Raw genomic sequence first — 16,665 nt, 5'->3', positions numbered from 1 at the left:
CTGAGCAGATGAAAAATATGGATAAGTAAGATGATTGGATATGAGAGCGGCTGAAAACAGCCGCTCTTGTTTTTTATATATGAGGTGTGCTGGTGCAGCTGCTCTATTGCAGCCAGGGGGCAGGATTGAAAGCAGATGAGTAACTGCCGGATCAAATAAAGATTATCGGTGTTTTTCGGGAAATAATTGGTTATCTATGGACTTTCCTTTTCTCATTGATGTTTGACTTGATTTTACAATAAACCAATCCTAAAAAAATGAAATAGGTTCGGAAGAATGTGAACAATTCTGTCCTTGTTGCATATGATGAGCAATTTTATAATTAAACCATGAAAAACCCACTCAAACACGCTCGTTTATTCAGGATAAGGAGGAATAAATCATGCTTTCTGTTAAAATGATGCAGGTTACGCTTGGCGCACTGGCGGCTTCCGGAAAACTGAAGATACATCCCCACGTTTCTCAGGACAGTTGGAAACGTATTGAGAATCTAACAATTCCGGTGGAAGAAATGGACATGTTGCTGCGCAGCGCAGAAGTGATCGGCATCACAGCGGAATTCGAGAAAGTCATTCAAACCTTCCGTCCGCAGCAGGGAATTATTCCAGCAGGGTTCCGTCCGATGTTCCGCTATGGCAGTGACGGAAGCGCGGAAATCGATTTGAAGCGGGATATTTCTTATGGTGAAAACGGGATAAAACGCCCTACCAGGGTGCTGTTCTCCGCTGACAGCGCAAATCCGTATGAGGTTACGCCAATCAAGAATTTCATCGCCAACCTGACCTGCAACCCAGCGATTATTTACAACAGTTTTATCAATAACCCTAAGGCGAATGTTGGTAATAAGTTCAAAAACCGTCAAGAAGTCATGCAGGAGCTGTGCAGCATACTTGGACCCGGCGTTGATATCAGCATAGAGGTGGATAATCCGTTTGCTTCCCGCGAGAAAATTTTGGAAGAGATCGCAGAGTTTGAGGAAATCCTGACACCATACCGCCTTGTAGTCAAGGTGCCGCACACAGGCCCTCTGACCGGCGAAAACGTGAAAGCGTTTATCAACGGAGATATGGACAAGGGCTTTGAGGATGGTACAGTAGACAGCAATTTTTTTGGTCATAATCTTGCATATTTCCTAGAGCAAAAGGGCTATCGCACCAACTTTACTTTGATGTTTGAGCCGCATCAGACTGCTCTTGCCCTTCTGGCAAGGCCGTATTTCATAAACACGTTTATCAAACAGAGATTTTTTGCAACCGACATATTGCGTACACTGATTCGAGGTTACCATGTTACAGAAGATATTCGTTATGCGGAGGATATACGCGATTACATGTACAAAGAAGATATGATTTCCGGCGCAGAAATGAAAGGGCCGTTGAGCAATGTGGTGAACAAGGCTGAGCATATCCTGACCTACCGCCACGCAAATGACAGTGAGGGCAGTGACGGCCTGGATTCTACTCGTCATAGCCTGCGTGTACTGCGCAATTCTAATATGCCGGATACACGGCTGATCATCTGCTCCATGGCAGGGGAATTAATTTACCCCTATATTGATAAAATGCTGATGGAACCGGAATTTGAAGATATGGTGCATCGTGTTGTTGTGACTGCTCCACCGGCGTATTTGTCGCGATTCACCAGTGCTTCCGGTGTGCTGACGTATCAGAAGCTATTCCTTCAGGCTGCGGAAAAATAATCGGTTTTGCCAAAAAGAAGGTTACAGGAATGAAAGCGTTAGTTTATTACAATAAAGAAGACCTGCGGTGGGAGGAGTTCCCAACACCACGGATTGAAAAGACCGATGATGTCATCATCAAAGTACACTATGCAGGGGTCTGCGGTTCAGAAATCGCTCGCATCATTGGGGATAATCCGATCCCTCTGGACCATCCGGTTCCACATGGACATGAGTTCGCCGGCGTTGTGTCAGAAATTGGTTCGGGTGTCAGCAGTGTAAAGGTCGGGGATCGTGTCGCAGTCGCACCAAGGACGGCATGCGGCACATGTGAGGACTGCCTGCATGATCGTGTGGCGCAGTGTCCAAACAGTCGCGGATTTTATGGTGTAAAGCTGGCTGGCGGCTGGGCAGAGTACTGCAAGGTAGACGAGATGAATGTTGTCAAACTGCCCGATGGGATAACAACTTTTGAGGGCGCATTTCTGGAGCCGCTTACGGTTGCGGTGCATGGCCTTCGGATGGCAGAGTTCGAGCCTGGTCATAAAACAGCTATTGTTGGGTGTGGAACAATTGGTGCGCTTACACTACAGGCGGCAAAGACAATGGGAGCTGCAACATTGACCGCCTTTGATATTGGCAAACACCAGCTTACACTGGCCCGTGAACTGGGTGCCGAATATACAGTAAGCACAGTAGAAGACTGGCGTGGGTCGGCAAACAAGATCACAGACGGACGACTTTTCGATTATGTGCTTGAAACTGGGGGGACTCCGTTCACTGAGAAAGCGGCAATCGAACTGACGTCCATCCATGGAACACTGACGTATATTGGTACGCCGTTTTCGGATGTCCTGTTCACACCACAAGAATTTGAGCAGATCAACCGGAAGGAGTTGTGGATCCGGGGGACATGGCAATCCTACTCAACGCCGTTTCCGGGGATGGAATGGAAGATTGCAGCAAAGCTGCTTCGGAAGATACATGTTGCCTGCTTAGTCGATCGACTAATTGCACCGGAACAGATATTTGAAACGTTGGAAGATGTGCGCCAGAAAAAGGTACACGGAAAAATTATGATGAAGTGGTGTCCCGAAGCAGATAAGATGCCGCCGTTGGGCTGAAAGCTGGTGGAAATATGAAGAACCAATTAGATGCCCTGTGTGTAACACTGATAAACCTAAATATTCTTGCTAAACCAGTCGACCGCAGCATTTTTGAGCGGGACGCTACTCTGGTATCGGACTACAGTGTGGTCGTCGGCGGAGATGGAACCAATCAGGCTGTCACGCTTTCTCGCCTGGGACGACAGGTTGGCGTCTGCGGCAGCATTGGAAACGATCACTTTGGTCAGCTTGCCATACAACTGCTGCGAGAATGCGGGATACATATCGATCATGTCACAATTTCACCGATTGAGCAGACTGCGATCTGTTTGGTGATGATTGGCGCGAACGGGGACCGGAATTTTATTGTAAAGCGCGGTGCCTGTGACAGTTATACCTTGGCAGATATCGATCCGATGATATACGGCAGCGCGAAGATTTTGAACATCGGTAGTGTTTATACGTTCAAAAAACTCTTCGGAAAAGACATGGCAAAGCTGCTGCATCAAGCGCAGATGCATGGTATGATCACCACTGCGGACGCAATGTATGATTCCTATCAAATCGGTGCTGAAAAAATGCGTCCTGCAATGCAGTACCTGGACTATTTTTTGCCCAGCTATGATGAAGCGAAGTATCTGACAGGAGAGACTGAACCGGATAAAATGGCAGACGCGCTGCTGGACTATGGAGTCCAAACTGTCGTGATAAAGATGGGGGAGAAAGGGTGTCTGTTGAAAAACCGTGAACTCCGGCTGGAGCAGCCTGCGTTCCATGCACCGGCAGTGGATACGACAGGTGCGGGAGATAATTTTATTGCTGGTTTTTTGCATGGGATCCTGAACCAATGGGATCTGGAGAAATGTTTGCTCTTTGCCTCTGCTACCGCGGCCATAAGCATTGGAGCGATCGGTGCGACCGGAGCGGTTCAAAGTGCTCAGCAAGTGTTGGATTGGTTAAAAGAAAAACATATTACGCTGTAAAGGAGCCTTTCAAATGTCTAAACTTTTGCCTCTTCTGAAAAATGCACAGCAAAACGGATACGCCTTGCCTGCATTTAACTTCGCGGATATGTGGGAGCTGGAAGCCATTATCGAAGCTGCTGAGGCGGAAAACTCCCCAGTTTTGGTTGCGAGCATTCCAAAGGTAGTGGATGCGCACAGCTGCGCAGTGATCGCGGGCATGGCGAAGCCAATGATCGAGAAGGCGCATGTACCGGTCATTCTTCATCTGGATCATTCGGTCAGCATTGATATGTGTAAGCAAGCGGTCGATTGCGGTTATGACTCAGTTATGATCGATGGATCTAAGCTGCCGCTGTTCGAGAATATTGCAGCGGTAAAAGAGGTCGTAAACTATGCTCATGCACGCGATATCTGTGTTGAGGGTGAGATCGGTCAGATCATGGGCCGCGGTTATGAAGGCAACTTTGAAGGCGGGGACTATCTGGTGCAGGTGCCGGAAGCGGTCGAGCTGGTCGAAAAGACCGGTGTAGATTCTCTGGCGGTCGGTATCGGCACAGCACATGGCTTCTACAAAGGAGAGCCGAAACTGAATTTTGAACGTTTGGAGCAGGTACGAGAAAAATTGGATATACCGCTGGTGCTGCACGGAGGTACAGGTATTCCGGTGGAGGATGTGCAACATACGATTCGGCTTGGCATGTGCAAAGTAAACGTAGGTACAGCAATCTGGCATGCCCATGTGAAAGCGCTGGATGAATGTTTCCGCTCCAAGGGATTGCTCCATACTATCGATGCCAATGAATATGCGAAGGAAAGTGTTCGGGAAGTTGTGAGCAATGCCATTCATATGTGTATGTCCAACAATAAGGCATAAGCCAATCAGTAAGAAATTACGATAATGAACAGCTGCCATATCGGTGCATGGTTATGCACCGATATGGCAACTTTGCATGAACAGACCAAGGCAGCAGCAAAAAAGATATTTGCATTTGCGTAGAAAGAGCGGCAGAGGCAACAGTATGGCCGCCAGCAGTTTTACTGGCGGCCAAAAGAAGAGAAGAAAGAGAGATGAAAATGTGCCAAATATTTATTCAAAGGAAAGAATCACTTTGATCGCTTTCTTTTCATGGACAAGACGAAGCGCTGTATCAAAATCGTGATAATCGATCACATGAGAATAAAAATCCTTTGGATTAACGTCTCCATTTTCGATTAATGCAATGGTTTCGTCCATGATATCGTATTCCCCATAGGGGAAATTGAGCATGTGCAGAGAGGTGTTGCCTTGCAGACGGGACGTATCAATAAGCTGGTCGCTGCACTTCAGAACGCCCAGAGATCCAAGCTTGCCGCCCGGTTTGAGCAATGAACTTCCTTCATACAGAATGCTGCTCTGGCCGACCGCATCAATGACGAGATCAAACTTGAGCCCGTTCAGCGCATCTGCAATATTCTCCTGTGCAAAATTAATGGTTTGATCGGTTTTTGCAACCTGTTTTGACAGCGCAAGCCGTTCAGGAACGCTATCGACCTGAACCACTGTTCTGGCACCGCGCAGTTTGCAAAACAGAGCCAGAGCGATGCCCATTGGACCGGCGCCATATATGAGAATATCTACGTTGGGGCCGGCACCAAAATTGCGTGCCGCACTGTGGCATTCTGCGAGTGACAACAGTACGCTTGCGTCGTGATAGCTCATGGTTTTTGGAAAGCTGTGTTGCTTAAGGAAAGGAATTTGATCTTCGGAATAACCATCTTCAAGCATAGCCTGCCGGTCACAGACCAAACCGAACTGCGCCATGCTGCCATGTGTTTTTGAGTATCCGTTTCCAACGTCTGTATGTAGATTTGGATGGATATAACGGTCTCCGATTTGTATATGCCGCACCTTGTTTCCTACGGCAACCACTTCTCCGGCGCCTTCATGCCCTAAAATCGTGGGAAAACCACCGAAGCCCGTTTTTAATGTACCTGCAATGATCTGGGAATCCGTGCCGCTGCATATCCCGCAGGCATGTACTTGGATCAATGCCTCATAACCGCTGGGGATAGGCTTGGGGACATCGTTGACTAATTGCACATCACCTGCAGAAAGCACCGCGATTGCTTCCATCATTTCCATGATCTGCATCTCCTTTCTATTCTGCTATTAACTTATCATAGTAAAAAAAGCAGAGCAACGGCTTTATGCTTCACAAATTTATCAATACCTTTCAGAATCTTAAGGTGATACGGACTTTATGATGTGCGCTTGAATAAACACTGCGAGAAAATAGACAAAATAAGAAGTCTGGTCATGTTGGATAAAGATTCTATGAAGCAGTCAAATATCAAAATACTTTGGTGAAGTAGCAACCTTGTAGCGTGTTGCGAAGCAAGAGCCAGTTTTAACCATTGAAGGAGGAAAACGAAAAGTATAATATTATAGTGATGAAAAATGGATTGAAATAGGTTGAATTGGCTAATTATAACAGGATATGGTTGCAAAAAGGGGACTGAGCGATGAAAGCTATCAAGAAGAAATTCCAATCGTCTCTGCAGAACAGACTAATGATTTATTTTTATGTACTCACGCTGATTCCTGTCTTGGTCATGGGAATTCTGATACATCATGTAGCCATGAAAAATATAGAACAAATGACCATGTTATCCAGCTCTCAAATTGTAGACTCTGTTTCAGAAAGCATGGATGAACTGATGGAGAATATGCGCGCGCTGGCAACAATTGTCCGCACCGATGTGTTTTTTCAGGAAACCCTGCGCAAAGAGTATTCCAGCGATACGGAGCGTGTCATGGATGAATCGCGAGGTTCAACAACTATCTCACTGCTGAATGAGTTTCAGCCGGACATATATGGTATTTATGTTATGATGGAAAATGGAGCAACCATGAAATCACGCTATTTTGATCTGAAAGAGGAGGACTTCCGTGCTTCGCAACTGTATCAGGATATTTTATATTCGGAAGAGCCTATATGGCTGACACCGGAAAATGGCTCTACTCTGGCATATACAACTGGTGATCCGGTTATTGCCTGCGGAGTCTCCATGCGTGATATCATCAGTGGAAAACCGTGCGGTATTATCATCATAGAAGTGAAAAAATTCCTTATCCAGAAGATGCTGTCGCTGGATATAGGGAAAGGCGGCGAAATATTTTTACTTAACGATTCGCTCGATTTGGTTGCACTGTCACGGCAGTCCAAACAGGAAGCGTTCATTCAGGAAATGACCGCCAGACTGACGGTTGAGCAGTTGCATGAAGGAGATACGTCTGTGGAAGTACCGAACGGTACGTTGCTTTACCACCGCATGGATTTGAACGATTGGTATGTGGCAGGTTTTGTGCCGCACAGTGCGTTACGGGAAAGTGGGAAGATAATTACCGTACTCGTTGTTCTGGTTTCCGTACTGCTGTGCGGCATAATCAGTATTGCTGCTATGCGAATCAGCAGATATGAGTTAAAGCCTATTCGGGCGATCGTGTTGACAATGGGGGAGATTGAAAATAACAACCTGCAGGCCAGATGTGAAGTGGTGCGGCCTGATGAGATCGGCGCAATGGCAAGCAACTTTAATCATATGGCGGACCATGTCCTGCAGCTGACTGAGAATATTCGTTCGGAACAGGAAAAGCTTCGCTTGGCAGAATTCCGTACCCTGCAGTCACAGATCAAGCCGCATTTTCTGTATAATACACTGGATTCGATCGCATGGCTGGCGCGCAAGCGGAAGAACCAAAAGGTGATCGATACCGTGATGGCTCTAACGGATTTCTTCAGGATCTCCCTCAGCCGCGGTGCCGACATTATTACGGTCTCAGAGGAACTGGATCACGTAATTAACTATTTAAAAATACAGAAAATTCGATATGATAACATATTCAGCTATGATATCTTTGCTGAACTGGGAACAAGGAAATATTTGATACCCAAATTGGTTTTACAGCCGCTTGTTGAAAACGCATTGTATCATGGGATCAAGCCGAGCGGAAGGAAGTGCATGATTAATATTAACGTATTTGACCAGGGGGATAATCTCTACATCGAGGTGATTGATAACGGGATCGGTATGTCGGAAGAATCCTTGCAGGATTTGCATGCTGCGCTGCAACATGAGGAAGACACCAAGCTAAAGAGCTTTGGACTGGTCAATGTGCATGACCGGATTTGGAGCTTTTCGGGAGGGAAATTCGGCCTGTCAGTGATCAGCAAGCAGGGTATGGGAACCTTGGTTGCAATACAACTGGCAAAAAAGAAGAAAGGGACCGATAGCGGTGGACAGGCCTCGCAAAGGTAAAATCGCTTGCGGAGCAGAGAATTGTATGGGAGCAAACGATAAAAAGTGAAATATATCTGTGAAATATTTTATTTATTTAGTAAGGGTTGGCAGGTAATATAGTATCATCAAAACCGGATAAACACACAAAAGAAAGAAGGCTAAAGTATGAAACGGGTAATTAGTACTATGTTGTGTGGCGCTATGCTGTTGGGCGGCCTGGTTGGCTGTGGAGGCGGTGAAGAAGAGCCGATCAAAATCGGTTACTTTGGCCCGCTTACAGGTTCTTCAGCACAGTCGGGACAGGCGGCATTGAACGGTGTGCAGATCGCGGTAGATGAACTGAACGCAGCTGGCGGCGTACTTGGCCGGCAGATCGAAGTACTCGAGTATGACGACAAATCCTCTCCTGAGCAGGCGGTAAGAGCAGCCACAAAGCTGACGCAGGTGGATAAGGTGGATGCCATTTACGGTTCTCTGCACAGTGGCAACATGTTGGCGGCAGCACCGGTTATTGAGGATGCCGGCATCCTGACTGTCAGCGGCGGCACATCGCCGACCTACCTGCAGCAAGGCTATACCTATATTTTCAGGGCGTTGGCAAACAGCGATGTTGGTGCTATTCAGCTTGCAAAGTATGCACAGGAAAAGGCTTACAATAAAATCGCGATTTTCACCAGTAATGATGAGTACGGTGTGACTGGTGGGCAAGGTTTTATCCAGGCGGCGACCCCGCTTGGTATTGAAATCGTTGCAAATGAGACATTTACGGTTGGAGACAGAGACTTTACCGGACAGTTTGCAAAAATCAATTCTGCAAATCCGGATGCTGTTGTCGTTTGGTGTGTGGGTGAAGAGGCCGGCGCAGTTACTAAGCAGCTGAGACAGTCGGGTTTTTCTGGACCGATTCTGGGGCCGGAAGGCTATACTCTCCCTGAAGTACGGGAAATTGCAGGCGAAGCAGCCAATGGCGTTTGCTTTGCGGCTCAGTATCTGGTTTACGACGACCCTGAGGATGCACAGGACCCGCAGATGCAGAAGTTCCTGCAGGCCTATTTGGATAAATACAATGAGCCGCCTGCTTCCGATAACGCATATCGCGGCTATGACGGTATGAAGATGATCGCGTTGGCTATGGAAACGTGCGGTCAGGCCAATGGACCGGAACTACGCGATGCGTATAACAATATTGACGGTTATGAAGGATTGGCAGGTACATTCAGCTATAAGGGCAAAAATGGCGAAGGTATCGAGACTATGCGCATTTATGAAATCCAGGATGGTGGGCTGGTCGAGGCACAATAACGTATTCAGTGCGGAAAATAACCGAATTGTTTATCAATTCGGTTATTTTCTACAAGGGTGAAATCCATGCGTCATAGGAGGTAAGTCATGTTTTTACAGCTGCTGGTAGGCGGCATTGCCGTAGGGTGTATATACTCACTGATCGGTTTGGGATACAGCCTGATTTATAGCGCTTCAGGGTTGATGAGCTTCGTGCAGGGCGAGATATTTATGCTTGGCGCGTTTGTGGCGTTTACACTGCATATTTCGTTTGATATTTCATTCCTGCTTTCTGCTGTTCTTTCCATGCTGATCATGTTCCTGTTTGGCATTTTGCTGGAACGTGGAATGATTGGCCCGTTGCTGCGCAAAGGAAGCAAGCAAATACATATTGTTTTAGCGACGATCGGGCTATCGATTTTCCTTCAGAATTTTGCAATGCTGGTGTGGGGTACGGATGTGAAAAACTTCCCATCTGCATTTGGCGATGCCCCTATTGCTGTTGGAGCGATTTCCATTATCCCGCAGCAGATTGCAATTGTCGTAATCACATTGTTCGGTATGCTGGCGATACACTTCTTCATGTCAAGAACAAAAATGGGGACGAGCCTGCGTGCTGCGGCCCAGGATCCGATGGCGGCGGGGGTAGTAGGCATTAATGTTCCGTGGACGATTGGTGTAGCGTGGGCATTGGCAGCAGTTCTCTCAGCGATTGCTGGAATGCTGCTGGCTCCGATCTATGGGGTATATGCCAAAATGGGTGCTCTGCTCTCCACAAAAGGATTTGCGGCAGCGGTACTGGGCGGATATGGTAATATGTATGGCGCCATTATTGGCGGATTGCTTTTTGGAATTGTGGAGACGATGGCTGCAGGTTACCTATCCTCTTCCCTTAAGGACATTATCTCGTTCGGCGTTTTGATTCTGGTTCTCTTTGTTATGCCCAGCGGCATTTTAAAAGTAAAAGCGGATTGAGTGCGGAGGTGATTTTGTTGCGTAAGCTAATTTCCGGTATGGCAAACAAGCGGATTCAAAAGAGTATCTTTGCTGTACTGATCCTGATTGCCGCCATCTACCCCGTTTTGTTCAGCGGAGAAACATATATGCTGTTTTTGCTGTGCTTACTGGGTATTTATATTATTGTTAACACGGGATTCGATCTGTCATTCGGATATTCGGGACAGATTTCGCTTGGTCAAGCGGGTTTTTATGCGATCGGTGCCTATATTACGGCACTTTTGAGTCTGTCAGGCGCGCCGGTGATCTTTACGATGTTCTGCGGCGCGGCTGCGGCTGCATTGGTTGGATTCATATTAGCGAAGCCTTGTGTCAAACTGGTGCATCACTTTCTTGCAATTGTAACCATTGGTTTTGGTGAGATCGTGCGCTTGATCGTACTGAACGGCGGTGAAGTGACCGGCGGTCCAGACGGTTTGATTGGGATACCACCACTGTCTCTGTTCGGTTTTGAACTGGATGACTATGGGACGTATTTCTACTTCGTCCTGATAATGGTATTGATTTTCTTGCTCGCTAAAGTGCGTCTTGTTGATTCACGTGTTGGCAGAGCGTTTTTGGCAATCAGGGATAATCCGGATGCCAGTGAAGCATTTGGCCTGAAATTATCTAGATATAAGTCGCTTGCATTCACTGTATCCGCCTTTTATGCGGGATTCGGCGGCGCACTGTATGCGCATCTTGTCCGTTTTATTAGTCCAGAGTCTTTTTCCGCGGAACAGTCGAATATGTTTCTGGTCATGATCCTGATCGGCGGTATGGGAACGCTGGTGGGGCCGCTTCTTGGCTCGACCATTATCATTGCGGTCACTGAGGTTCTGCAGCAGTTCGGTAACTACCAAATGCTGATTTACGGCATCATAATAATTTTCGTTCTGTTTGTAATGCCTAACGGTATTGCCGGCACGATTCGCAATCGTTATTATCATGATTTTGCAAACGTTCCGGCGCGGAAAGGCAAGGGAGATGCTTCGAGTTATACAGTGGAAGGAGGTTGAAGCATGGAACTGCTCAAGGTAGAGAATGTCACTATGCAGTTTGGTGGTTTGAAAGCGGTCAATGCACTGACAATGAGTGTGAAAAAAGGAGAGATACACGGTGTTTTAGGCCCGAATGGCTCAGGGAAAACCACATGCTTCAACGTGATCAGCGGCGTATACCAGCCTACAGAGGGAAATGTACTGTTGGAGGGCGTGAAAATCAACGGCAACCAGAGATATGAAATCAATAAGCTGGGCATCGCCCGCACCTTTCAGCATATCAGCCTGTTCGGAGAGATGAGTGCGCTGCATAATGTCATGGTGGGGCAGCACTGCCGGACGAAATCTGAATTTCTCAGCGCAATCCTGCACACAAAAGCGGAGCGGCAGGAGGAAGAGCGGATTGTGGAACGCGCTTATGAACTGCTCGATTTTGTAGGGCTTTCCAACAGGGCGGCTGAAAAGGCAAGCAACTTGCCGTACGGCGAACAGCGGCTGCTGGAAATTGTCCGAGCCTTAGCAAGTGAACCCAAACTGTTGATGTTGGATGAAGCCTCTGCGGGTATGAACTCGGTGGAGAAAGATAACCTGATTCGGATCATTCGGTCGATCAGCAATCAAGGGATCACAATATTGATGATAGAGCACGATATGAAATTAGCGATGAGTTTATCGGACCAGATCACGGTATTGGATCATGGGGCAAAAATCGCAGAAGGACTACCGGCCGATATTCAGAGTGATCCTGCGGTCATAGAAGCATATTTGGGAAAAGGGAGGGAAAAAGTATGCTGAAAGTCACGGATCTGCAGCATAAATATGGCGCGATTACTTCCCTCCATGGAGTCAGCTTGGAGGTGAACGAGGGGGAAGTTGTTGCACTGATCGGTGCGAATGGCGCTGGGAAAACAACATTGCTGCGCTGTATTTCCGGCATCCTTAAGCCCTGCGGCGGAGATGTCACATTTATGGATGAGAAAATATACGGATTGCCATCCTATAAAATCGCAAAGAAGGGAATATCGCAAGTGCTGGAATCCCGCCATGTCTTTCCTAAACTGACGGTTATGGAGAATATCCAGATGGGAGCGTTCATGCGCAGCGATAAAGAACAGATTGAAAGAGATATCGAAAATATGTTTGAAATATTCCCACGTCTGCGTGAGCGTACAGCACAAAAAGCTGGTACCCTTTCTGGCGGCGAGCAGCAGATGTTGGTAATTGTGCGGGCCATGGTAGCAAATCCAAAGCTGCTGCTGTTGGATGAGCCTTCGCTTGGCTTGGCACCGATCTTTATCGAAGAGATATTCAATATCATACCTCGACTGCAGAAAATGGGAACGACGATTCTTTTGGTGGAGCAAAATGCGAGTATGGCGCTGGCGATAGCGAACCGTGGTTATGTCATGGAAACAGGGAGGATTACCCTTACGGATACAGGGAGCAATTTACTCCACAATGACAGTGTCCGCAAGAGCTATCTAGGAGAAGAATAATAGAAATAGACTTGGTTTCAGTGCAAGCTGTGCCAGAAAGTCCTGTGATAGTCACAGGACTTTTGGCATTTCAAGACAGGCTGAAGTGAGAAGAGGAAGCTGTTATGTACCAAGTATTTGTAGTAGATGATGAATCGATTATTTTAGAGGGAATATGTTCGATGGTCGCGTGGGAAGAGTTGGGACTATCCTTGGCAGGAACCGCAATGGATGGCAGCACAGCCTATCAGGCGATTGAAAAGCTGCAGCCGGATATTATCCTGACGGATATATGTATGCCAGGCATGGATGGATTGGAGATGCTTCGAAAGATTTTGTCGCTTCCCTATAAACCGATTGTAATGATCATTTCAGGTTATAACGAATTTGATTATGCCAAAAGAGCGTTGCAACTTGGCGTATTTGATTATATCTCCAAACCCATTGATATCGGTGTGTTGCAACAGCAGCTGGCTGAGATTGTGCGGCAATTGGAACAGAAAAAAACGGAACAGGATCAACTCGATATCGTACGGAGTAGGGCGGAGAAGCTGGATGATTGGGAGGTGAAAACAGGGCTGAGAAGGTATATAGCGGGCAGTATAGACGAATCAAAGCTGCTGGAGCTATTACCACAGGGATTTCCGACGGATTATTTTATCGCCTGCCTGATTATTCAGATCGAAAATTTTGACGACTTGACAAATCGAATGAAAGGTGACGAAATTTTTGTTTTAACAGAACAACTGGAACAGACAATTTATTACAGTAGCCATCGACCACCAATTTTGATTGAAGATGTGCTGGGGAAATATGTTCTGTTCTGGATCAGCAAGGAAGAACAGGAGGCTAACATGCTGCGGGATACTGCAGTACGGTGGCTGCGGATCAATTGGAAAGAATGCGCATATGTCACAGCGACTACCGAGGTAAGCAAAGGGATCACGCGGTGCCGACAGCTATATAAAGAGGCATCTGAGGCCTTGTATCAGATGTTTCTAAAGGGCGGAAACCAGGATTATGTCTACCATGCACCGGTTCCCAATGATACACTCCAATTTTTTGATTACGGGAAATTGATACAGGCGATAGCTACCTTTGAAAAAGAAAAAATCCGCCGTGAACTGGATCTGGTAGAAAAGGAGATACGGCAGGCAGGGGCAAATTCATTTCTGCTGACTCGCATGATAGTGAGTAATATATTCACGGAGACAATCCATCTGCTCAGCGATATGCAAACTTCGGTGGGAATGGCTATTGATGTGCCGGAGACATCTTATAAAAAAGTGCTCAATTGCATGACACTGACCGATATGATGCAGGAATTATATCATTTTATTGCCGAGATCTGCGATATTGTTAATCAAGAAAAAAAGGGTTCTTCTATTGTAATGATCTTACAGGCAAAGGCCTATTTGCAGGCGAATTTTCAAGATCCTAAACTGACCTTGGAAATGGTTGCAAAGCAGGTCAACGTATCGACGAACTACTTCAGCTTATTATTCAAGCAGGTTATGGGGCAGTCTTTTGTAAGCTATTTGACAGAACTGAGGCTGCAGTATGCCAAGCAATTGCTTCTGTCGAGCGACTATCGTTCCTATGAGATCAGTTATCGGTGCGGATACGAAAATGCCACATACTTCTCAACCATTTTCAAAAAGTATTTTGGGGTTTCGCCGAAAGAATATCGGAGAAAGTACAGAGAGGAGGAGCAGCAACTGGAGAAGTCGATACAGTGAGCCTGTAAGCGTCAAATAAGAAATCAGATAATAACCTTGAGAAAACTCAGGAGATTTGAAGATTATTTTCATAAAATTAGAGGAAGAAACTGGACGCATGAGAACTAAAACAGCAGGCGGCGTTATTTGAGTACCCAATGTATAAGCGGGAAACCGTAGCAATCGCCTGTTTCCGTGTATATTGCGCGTTCGGCGAAAATCGCCCCTCTCCAGTTCCTTGCATGATCGGCTTTGTGTTGGTTATTGTATCGCTGCGTGTACCGACATTCGCAAGTGTTTGCATCACAAGCAAGCAGAAATCTTCTTTTGTGATTGGTGTATCCCAACTGATTTTTAAATAGTCTGACAATATTCCGGCGCTGTCTGCAGCGTCCGTCTCTGGCTTGGTCTATGCGGAGGGTGCCTCGTTTTAAGGCAATAGTTCAGCAATTTGCCACTCCTCATTTCGCTGGATGAAGATCATGTTGTCAGCCGGTCAGGGACAGTCCGGGACAGAAAAATTATGTTTGGAAGATGCAGTCACCTGCCGCCCTATACAGACAATAGTCGTAGCTGATTGCAGAGGATGTCGGCAGCACCTGCGCGGTTGAGATCTGATGCCCCTCTGCATCGTAAATGGCGCACAGCCTTCTGTCATTGATACACCAGACTGCTTCATCATCAGCGGTACGGGCTGAAGAAAGCTGGAGTGTGTCATACCGTCCTTCAGGGATAAAGCTCTTTGAATCTCCAATTACTGCTGTAAAATTCTGCAGGCTCACCGTACTTTCATTTTCGGCCGGCGGTGCTGGACGATCTGGCGGGCAGGGATGATTTCCACAAGCTGCGCCGAATATGCTGCGGGAATGTGTTCGTGTCCATGGAGGCTGCACAGGCGTACATAGGGGCCATAACAGCTGAAGTAGACGCAATCGTGGAAAATACCGGACGCTTGGTATCTGTGCTGGACCGTTTTGAAAGCCGCCATGACGATGCGGTGCGCATGCTGCTGCGGTTGGTTGAGGAGGCGAAGAGAATGGTCCGGACAAAACAGCGGAAGCGTGCAGGGGGGGCGGATGAAACGGCAAGCACCACGGAGCAGGCAGTCTCCGACATGATACGGGATATCCTGCACAAGCGGTGGGCGGAGGAAGGACAGACGGTATGCCCCCGTCCTGCGGTATGCGTATGAGGCGGCAGAACTGGCGGCATGTATGGTTTTATGCTGGGGATGGGGAAATTTAGAATTAAAATGCTTGACGATATTTCCATTTGGGGGATTGGTGCTGTGGAGGACGATATCTTTTTACCAAGAATCACATCAGTTCATCAAGGGATTAATGAAATTGCACGAAAAACTTTTCTATTATTCGTGACGCTGGTGATGGTGCGTGCCAAAAGCACACTATATTTCCTGCGATTTTTCATCCGGAAAAGAGAAAAAATTTCCACAACATGTCGTTGCACTTTTGAAAGATAGTTAAATATACCGAAGTAAGAGACAGGTTTTGGGCAGTAAAATAAGCGATTTTATAAAGGCAGCGCCCACAGAACGAGTTATGGTTCTGCGGACGCTGTTTAATATACATATTAAAGTCGTTGCTGCCTATTACTAAGAGCGGAAATTATGTTTCGTGGTAACGAGTGGCGTACTCCTCAACATTGTCAGCAAATAATAGATACTTCCTGCTTCCACGCCATTCAGGATCTTATCAAACAACTTCGAAACAGAGAGACATATCTACGCCCAAGCTGTAGCATTGCAAGCTATGAACAACGCATCTGACTTGGCCGCGTCACAGATTTCAATGCCATTGTTCTTGGAGACGTCCTGCCTATCAGCTTGTTTAATAGCTGTGCTGGCACCGAGACGCATCTCATCACCCTGCGTACAGATGAGGCCGAGATCGGAGTGCCTGGTTAGCAGGGTATATACATAACGGTCATTACTTCACTGCGGGCTTCGTTAGCGACCTGATTATCCAGTGCGTTATTAGATAGGACGTTCATCGAAGGGCTTTCATAATTGTGAGAAACATAGGTTTCGTCCCAGCCTGCCTAAGCAGTATGGTGTGGACAAGAACGTACCAGTTGCGGCTTGCGAAAGAGTCGTATCATTCGATATAGTCGCTTTGCTTTTTTGCGGGCTGAAAGTTTGTCATTA

The 16,665-nt window shown here is 46.9% G+C and carries 14 protein-coding genes; 13 read left to right on the top strand and 1 reads right to left on the bottom strand.

The window, feature by feature from the left end:
• The first annotated feature begins 382 nt into the window (after positions 1-382).
• Genes ACYQ3S_RS13390 through ACYQ3S_RS13375 form a run of 4 tightly spaced genes read left to right on the top strand, consistent with a single transcriptional unit; the run spans position 383 to position 4,623 of the window.
• Positions 383-1,699: a transaldolase family protein gene (locus ACYQ3S_RS13390; protein ID WP_459689766.1), complete on the top strand. Its 1,317-nt coding sequence runs from the start codon at positions 383-385 to the stop codon at positions 1,697-1,699.
• Positions 1,700-1,728: 29 nt separating this feature from the next.
• Positions 1,729-2,802, top strand: coding sequence for an alcohol dehydrogenase catalytic domain-containing protein (locus tag ACYQ3S_RS13385; protein ID WP_459689765.1), 1,074 nt, complete (start codon positions 1,729-1,731; stop codon positions 2,800-2,802).
• A gap of 14 nt (positions 2,803-2,816) precedes the next feature.
• Positions 2,817-3,767, top strand: coding sequence for a carbohydrate kinase family protein (locus tag ACYQ3S_RS13380; protein ID WP_459689763.1), 951 nt, complete (start codon positions 2,817-2,819; stop codon positions 3,765-3,767).
• 13 nt (positions 3,768-3,780) lie between these two features.
• On the top strand, positions 3,781-4,623 hold the full coding sequence (locus tag ACYQ3S_RS13375; RefSeq protein WP_459689761.1) for a class II fructose-bisphosphate aldolase: 843 nt from the start codon (positions 3,781-3,783) through the stop codon (positions 4,621-4,623).
• Positions 4,624-4,836: 213 nt separating this feature from the next.
• On the opposite strand, the gene ACYQ3S_RS13370 is transcribed toward ACYQ3S_RS13375, so the two are convergent.
• Positions 4,837-5,871, bottom strand: a complete 1,035-nt coding sequence (locus tag ACYQ3S_RS13370; RefSeq protein WP_459689759.1) for a zinc-dependent alcohol dehydrogenase — start codon at positions 5,869-5,871, stop codon at positions 4,837-4,839.
• Between the two features lie 380 nt (positions 5,872-6,251).
• Here ACYQ3S_RS13370 and ACYQ3S_RS13365 point away from each other — a divergent pair, with 380 nt between their 5' ends.
• The 9 genes from ACYQ3S_RS13365 to ACYQ3S_RS13325 all read left to right on the top strand — a co-directional run bounded on the left by ACYQ3S_RS13365 (position 6,252) and on the right by ACYQ3S_RS13325 (position 15,981).
• Positions 6,252-8,048, top strand: coding sequence for a cache domain-containing sensor histidine kinase (locus ACYQ3S_RS13365; RefSeq protein WP_459689757.1), 1,797 nt, complete (start codon positions 6,252-6,254; stop codon positions 8,046-8,048).
• Positions 8,049-8,195: 147 nt separating this feature from the next.
• Positions 8,196-9,332: an ABC transporter substrate-binding protein gene (locus ACYQ3S_RS13360; RefSeq protein WP_459689756.1), complete on the top strand. Its 1,137-nt coding sequence runs from the start codon at positions 8,196-8,198 to the stop codon at positions 9,330-9,332.
• Between the two features lie 87 nt (positions 9,333-9,419).
• Positions 9,420-10,286: a branched-chain amino acid ABC transporter permease gene (locus ACYQ3S_RS13355; RefSeq protein WP_459689755.1), complete on the top strand. Its 867-nt coding sequence runs from the start codon at positions 9,420-9,422 to the stop codon at positions 10,284-10,286.
• Between the two features lie 17 nt (positions 10,287-10,303).
• Entirely contained in the window at positions 10,304-11,326 is a 1,023-nt protein-coding gene (locus ACYQ3S_RS13350; protein ID WP_459689753.1) for a branched-chain amino acid ABC transporter permease, read from the top strand.
• Positions 11,327-11,329: 3 nt separating this feature from the next.
• The gene (locus ACYQ3S_RS13345; protein WP_459689752.1) at positions 11,330-12,103 is read left to right on the top strand and encodes an ABC transporter ATP-binding protein; all 774 of its coding nucleotides are present in this window, start codon (positions 11,330-11,332) and stop codon (positions 12,101-12,103) included.
• Complete coding sequence (locus tag ACYQ3S_RS13340; protein WP_459689750.1) at positions 12,097-12,804, top strand: ABC transporter ATP-binding protein; 708 nt, start codon at positions 12,097-12,099, stop codon at positions 12,802-12,804. Before ACYQ3S_RS13345 ends, ACYQ3S_RS13340 begins: the two co-directional genes overlap by 7 nt.
• Before the next feature lie 104 nt (positions 12,805-12,908).
• Positions 12,909-14,522 (top strand): response regulator transcription factor, encoded by a 1,614-nt coding sequence (locus ACYQ3S_RS13335; protein ID WP_459689749.1) that lies wholly within the window; start codon positions 12,909-12,911, stop codon positions 14,520-14,522.
• Between the two features lie 784 nt (positions 14,523-15,306).
• Entirely contained in the window at positions 15,307-15,693 is a 387-nt protein-coding gene (locus ACYQ3S_RS13330; RefSeq protein WP_459689748.1) for a hypothetical protein, read from the top strand.
• Positions 15,694-15,711: 18 nt separating this feature from the next.
• Positions 15,712-15,981, top strand: a complete 270-nt coding sequence (locus ACYQ3S_RS13325; RefSeq protein WP_459689747.1) for a hypothetical protein — start codon at positions 15,712-15,714, stop codon at positions 15,979-15,981.
• Positions 15,982-16,665: the final 684 nt, after the last annotated feature.

This window comes from Agathobaculum sp. TL06, from assembly GCF_054658635.1.
This window is presented reverse-complemented; position numbering and strand designations above follow the sequence as displayed.

Excerpts from the sequence above, each read along its gene's own strand:
- ACYQ3S_RS13355 (WP_459689755.1), top strand. The coding sequence starts at position 9,420 with ATGTTTTTACAGCTGCTGGTAGGCGGCATTGCCGTAGGGTGTATATAC.
- ACYQ3S_RS13335 (WP_459689749.1), top strand. The coding sequence starts at position 12,909 with ATGTACCAAGTATTTGTAGTAGATGATGAATCGATTATTTTAGAGGGA.
- ACYQ3S_RS13365 (WP_459689757.1), top strand. The coding sequence starts at position 6,252 with ATGAAAGCTATCAAGAAGAAATTCCAATCGTCTCTGCAGAACAGACTA.
- ACYQ3S_RS13385 (WP_459689765.1), top strand. The coding sequence starts at position 1,729 with ATGAAAGCGTTAGTTTATTACAATAAAGAAGACCTGCGGTGGGAGGAG.
- ACYQ3S_RS13370 (WP_459689759.1), bottom strand. The coding sequence starts at position 5,871 with ATGGAAATGATGGAAGCAATCGCGGTGCTTTCTGCAGGTGATGTGCAA.
- ACYQ3S_RS13345 (WP_459689752.1), top strand. The coding sequence starts at position 11,330 with ATGGAACTGCTCAAGGTAGAGAATGTCACTATGCAGTTTGGTGGTTTG.
- ACYQ3S_RS13360 (WP_459689756.1), top strand. The coding sequence starts at position 8,196 with ATGAAACGGGTAATTAGTACTATGTTGTGTGGCGCTATGCTGTTGGGC.
- ACYQ3S_RS13390 (WP_459689766.1), top strand. The coding sequence starts at position 383 with ATGCTTTCTGTTAAAATGATGCAGGTTACGCTTGGCGCACTGGCGGCT.
- ACYQ3S_RS13325 (WP_459689747.1), top strand. The coding sequence starts at position 15,712 with ATGTATGGTTTTATGCTGGGGATGGGGAAATTTAGAATTAAAATGCTT.
- ACYQ3S_RS13340 (WP_459689750.1), top strand. The coding sequence starts at position 12,097 with ATGCTGAAAGTCACGGATCTGCAGCATAAATATGGCGCGATTACTTCC.
- ACYQ3S_RS13380 (WP_459689763.1), top strand. The coding sequence starts at position 2,817 with ATGAAGAACCAATTAGATGCCCTGTGTGTAACACTGATAAACCTAAAT.
- ACYQ3S_RS13375 (WP_459689761.1), top strand. The coding sequence starts at position 3,781 with ATGTCTAAACTTTTGCCTCTTCTGAAAAATGCACAGCAAAACGGATAC.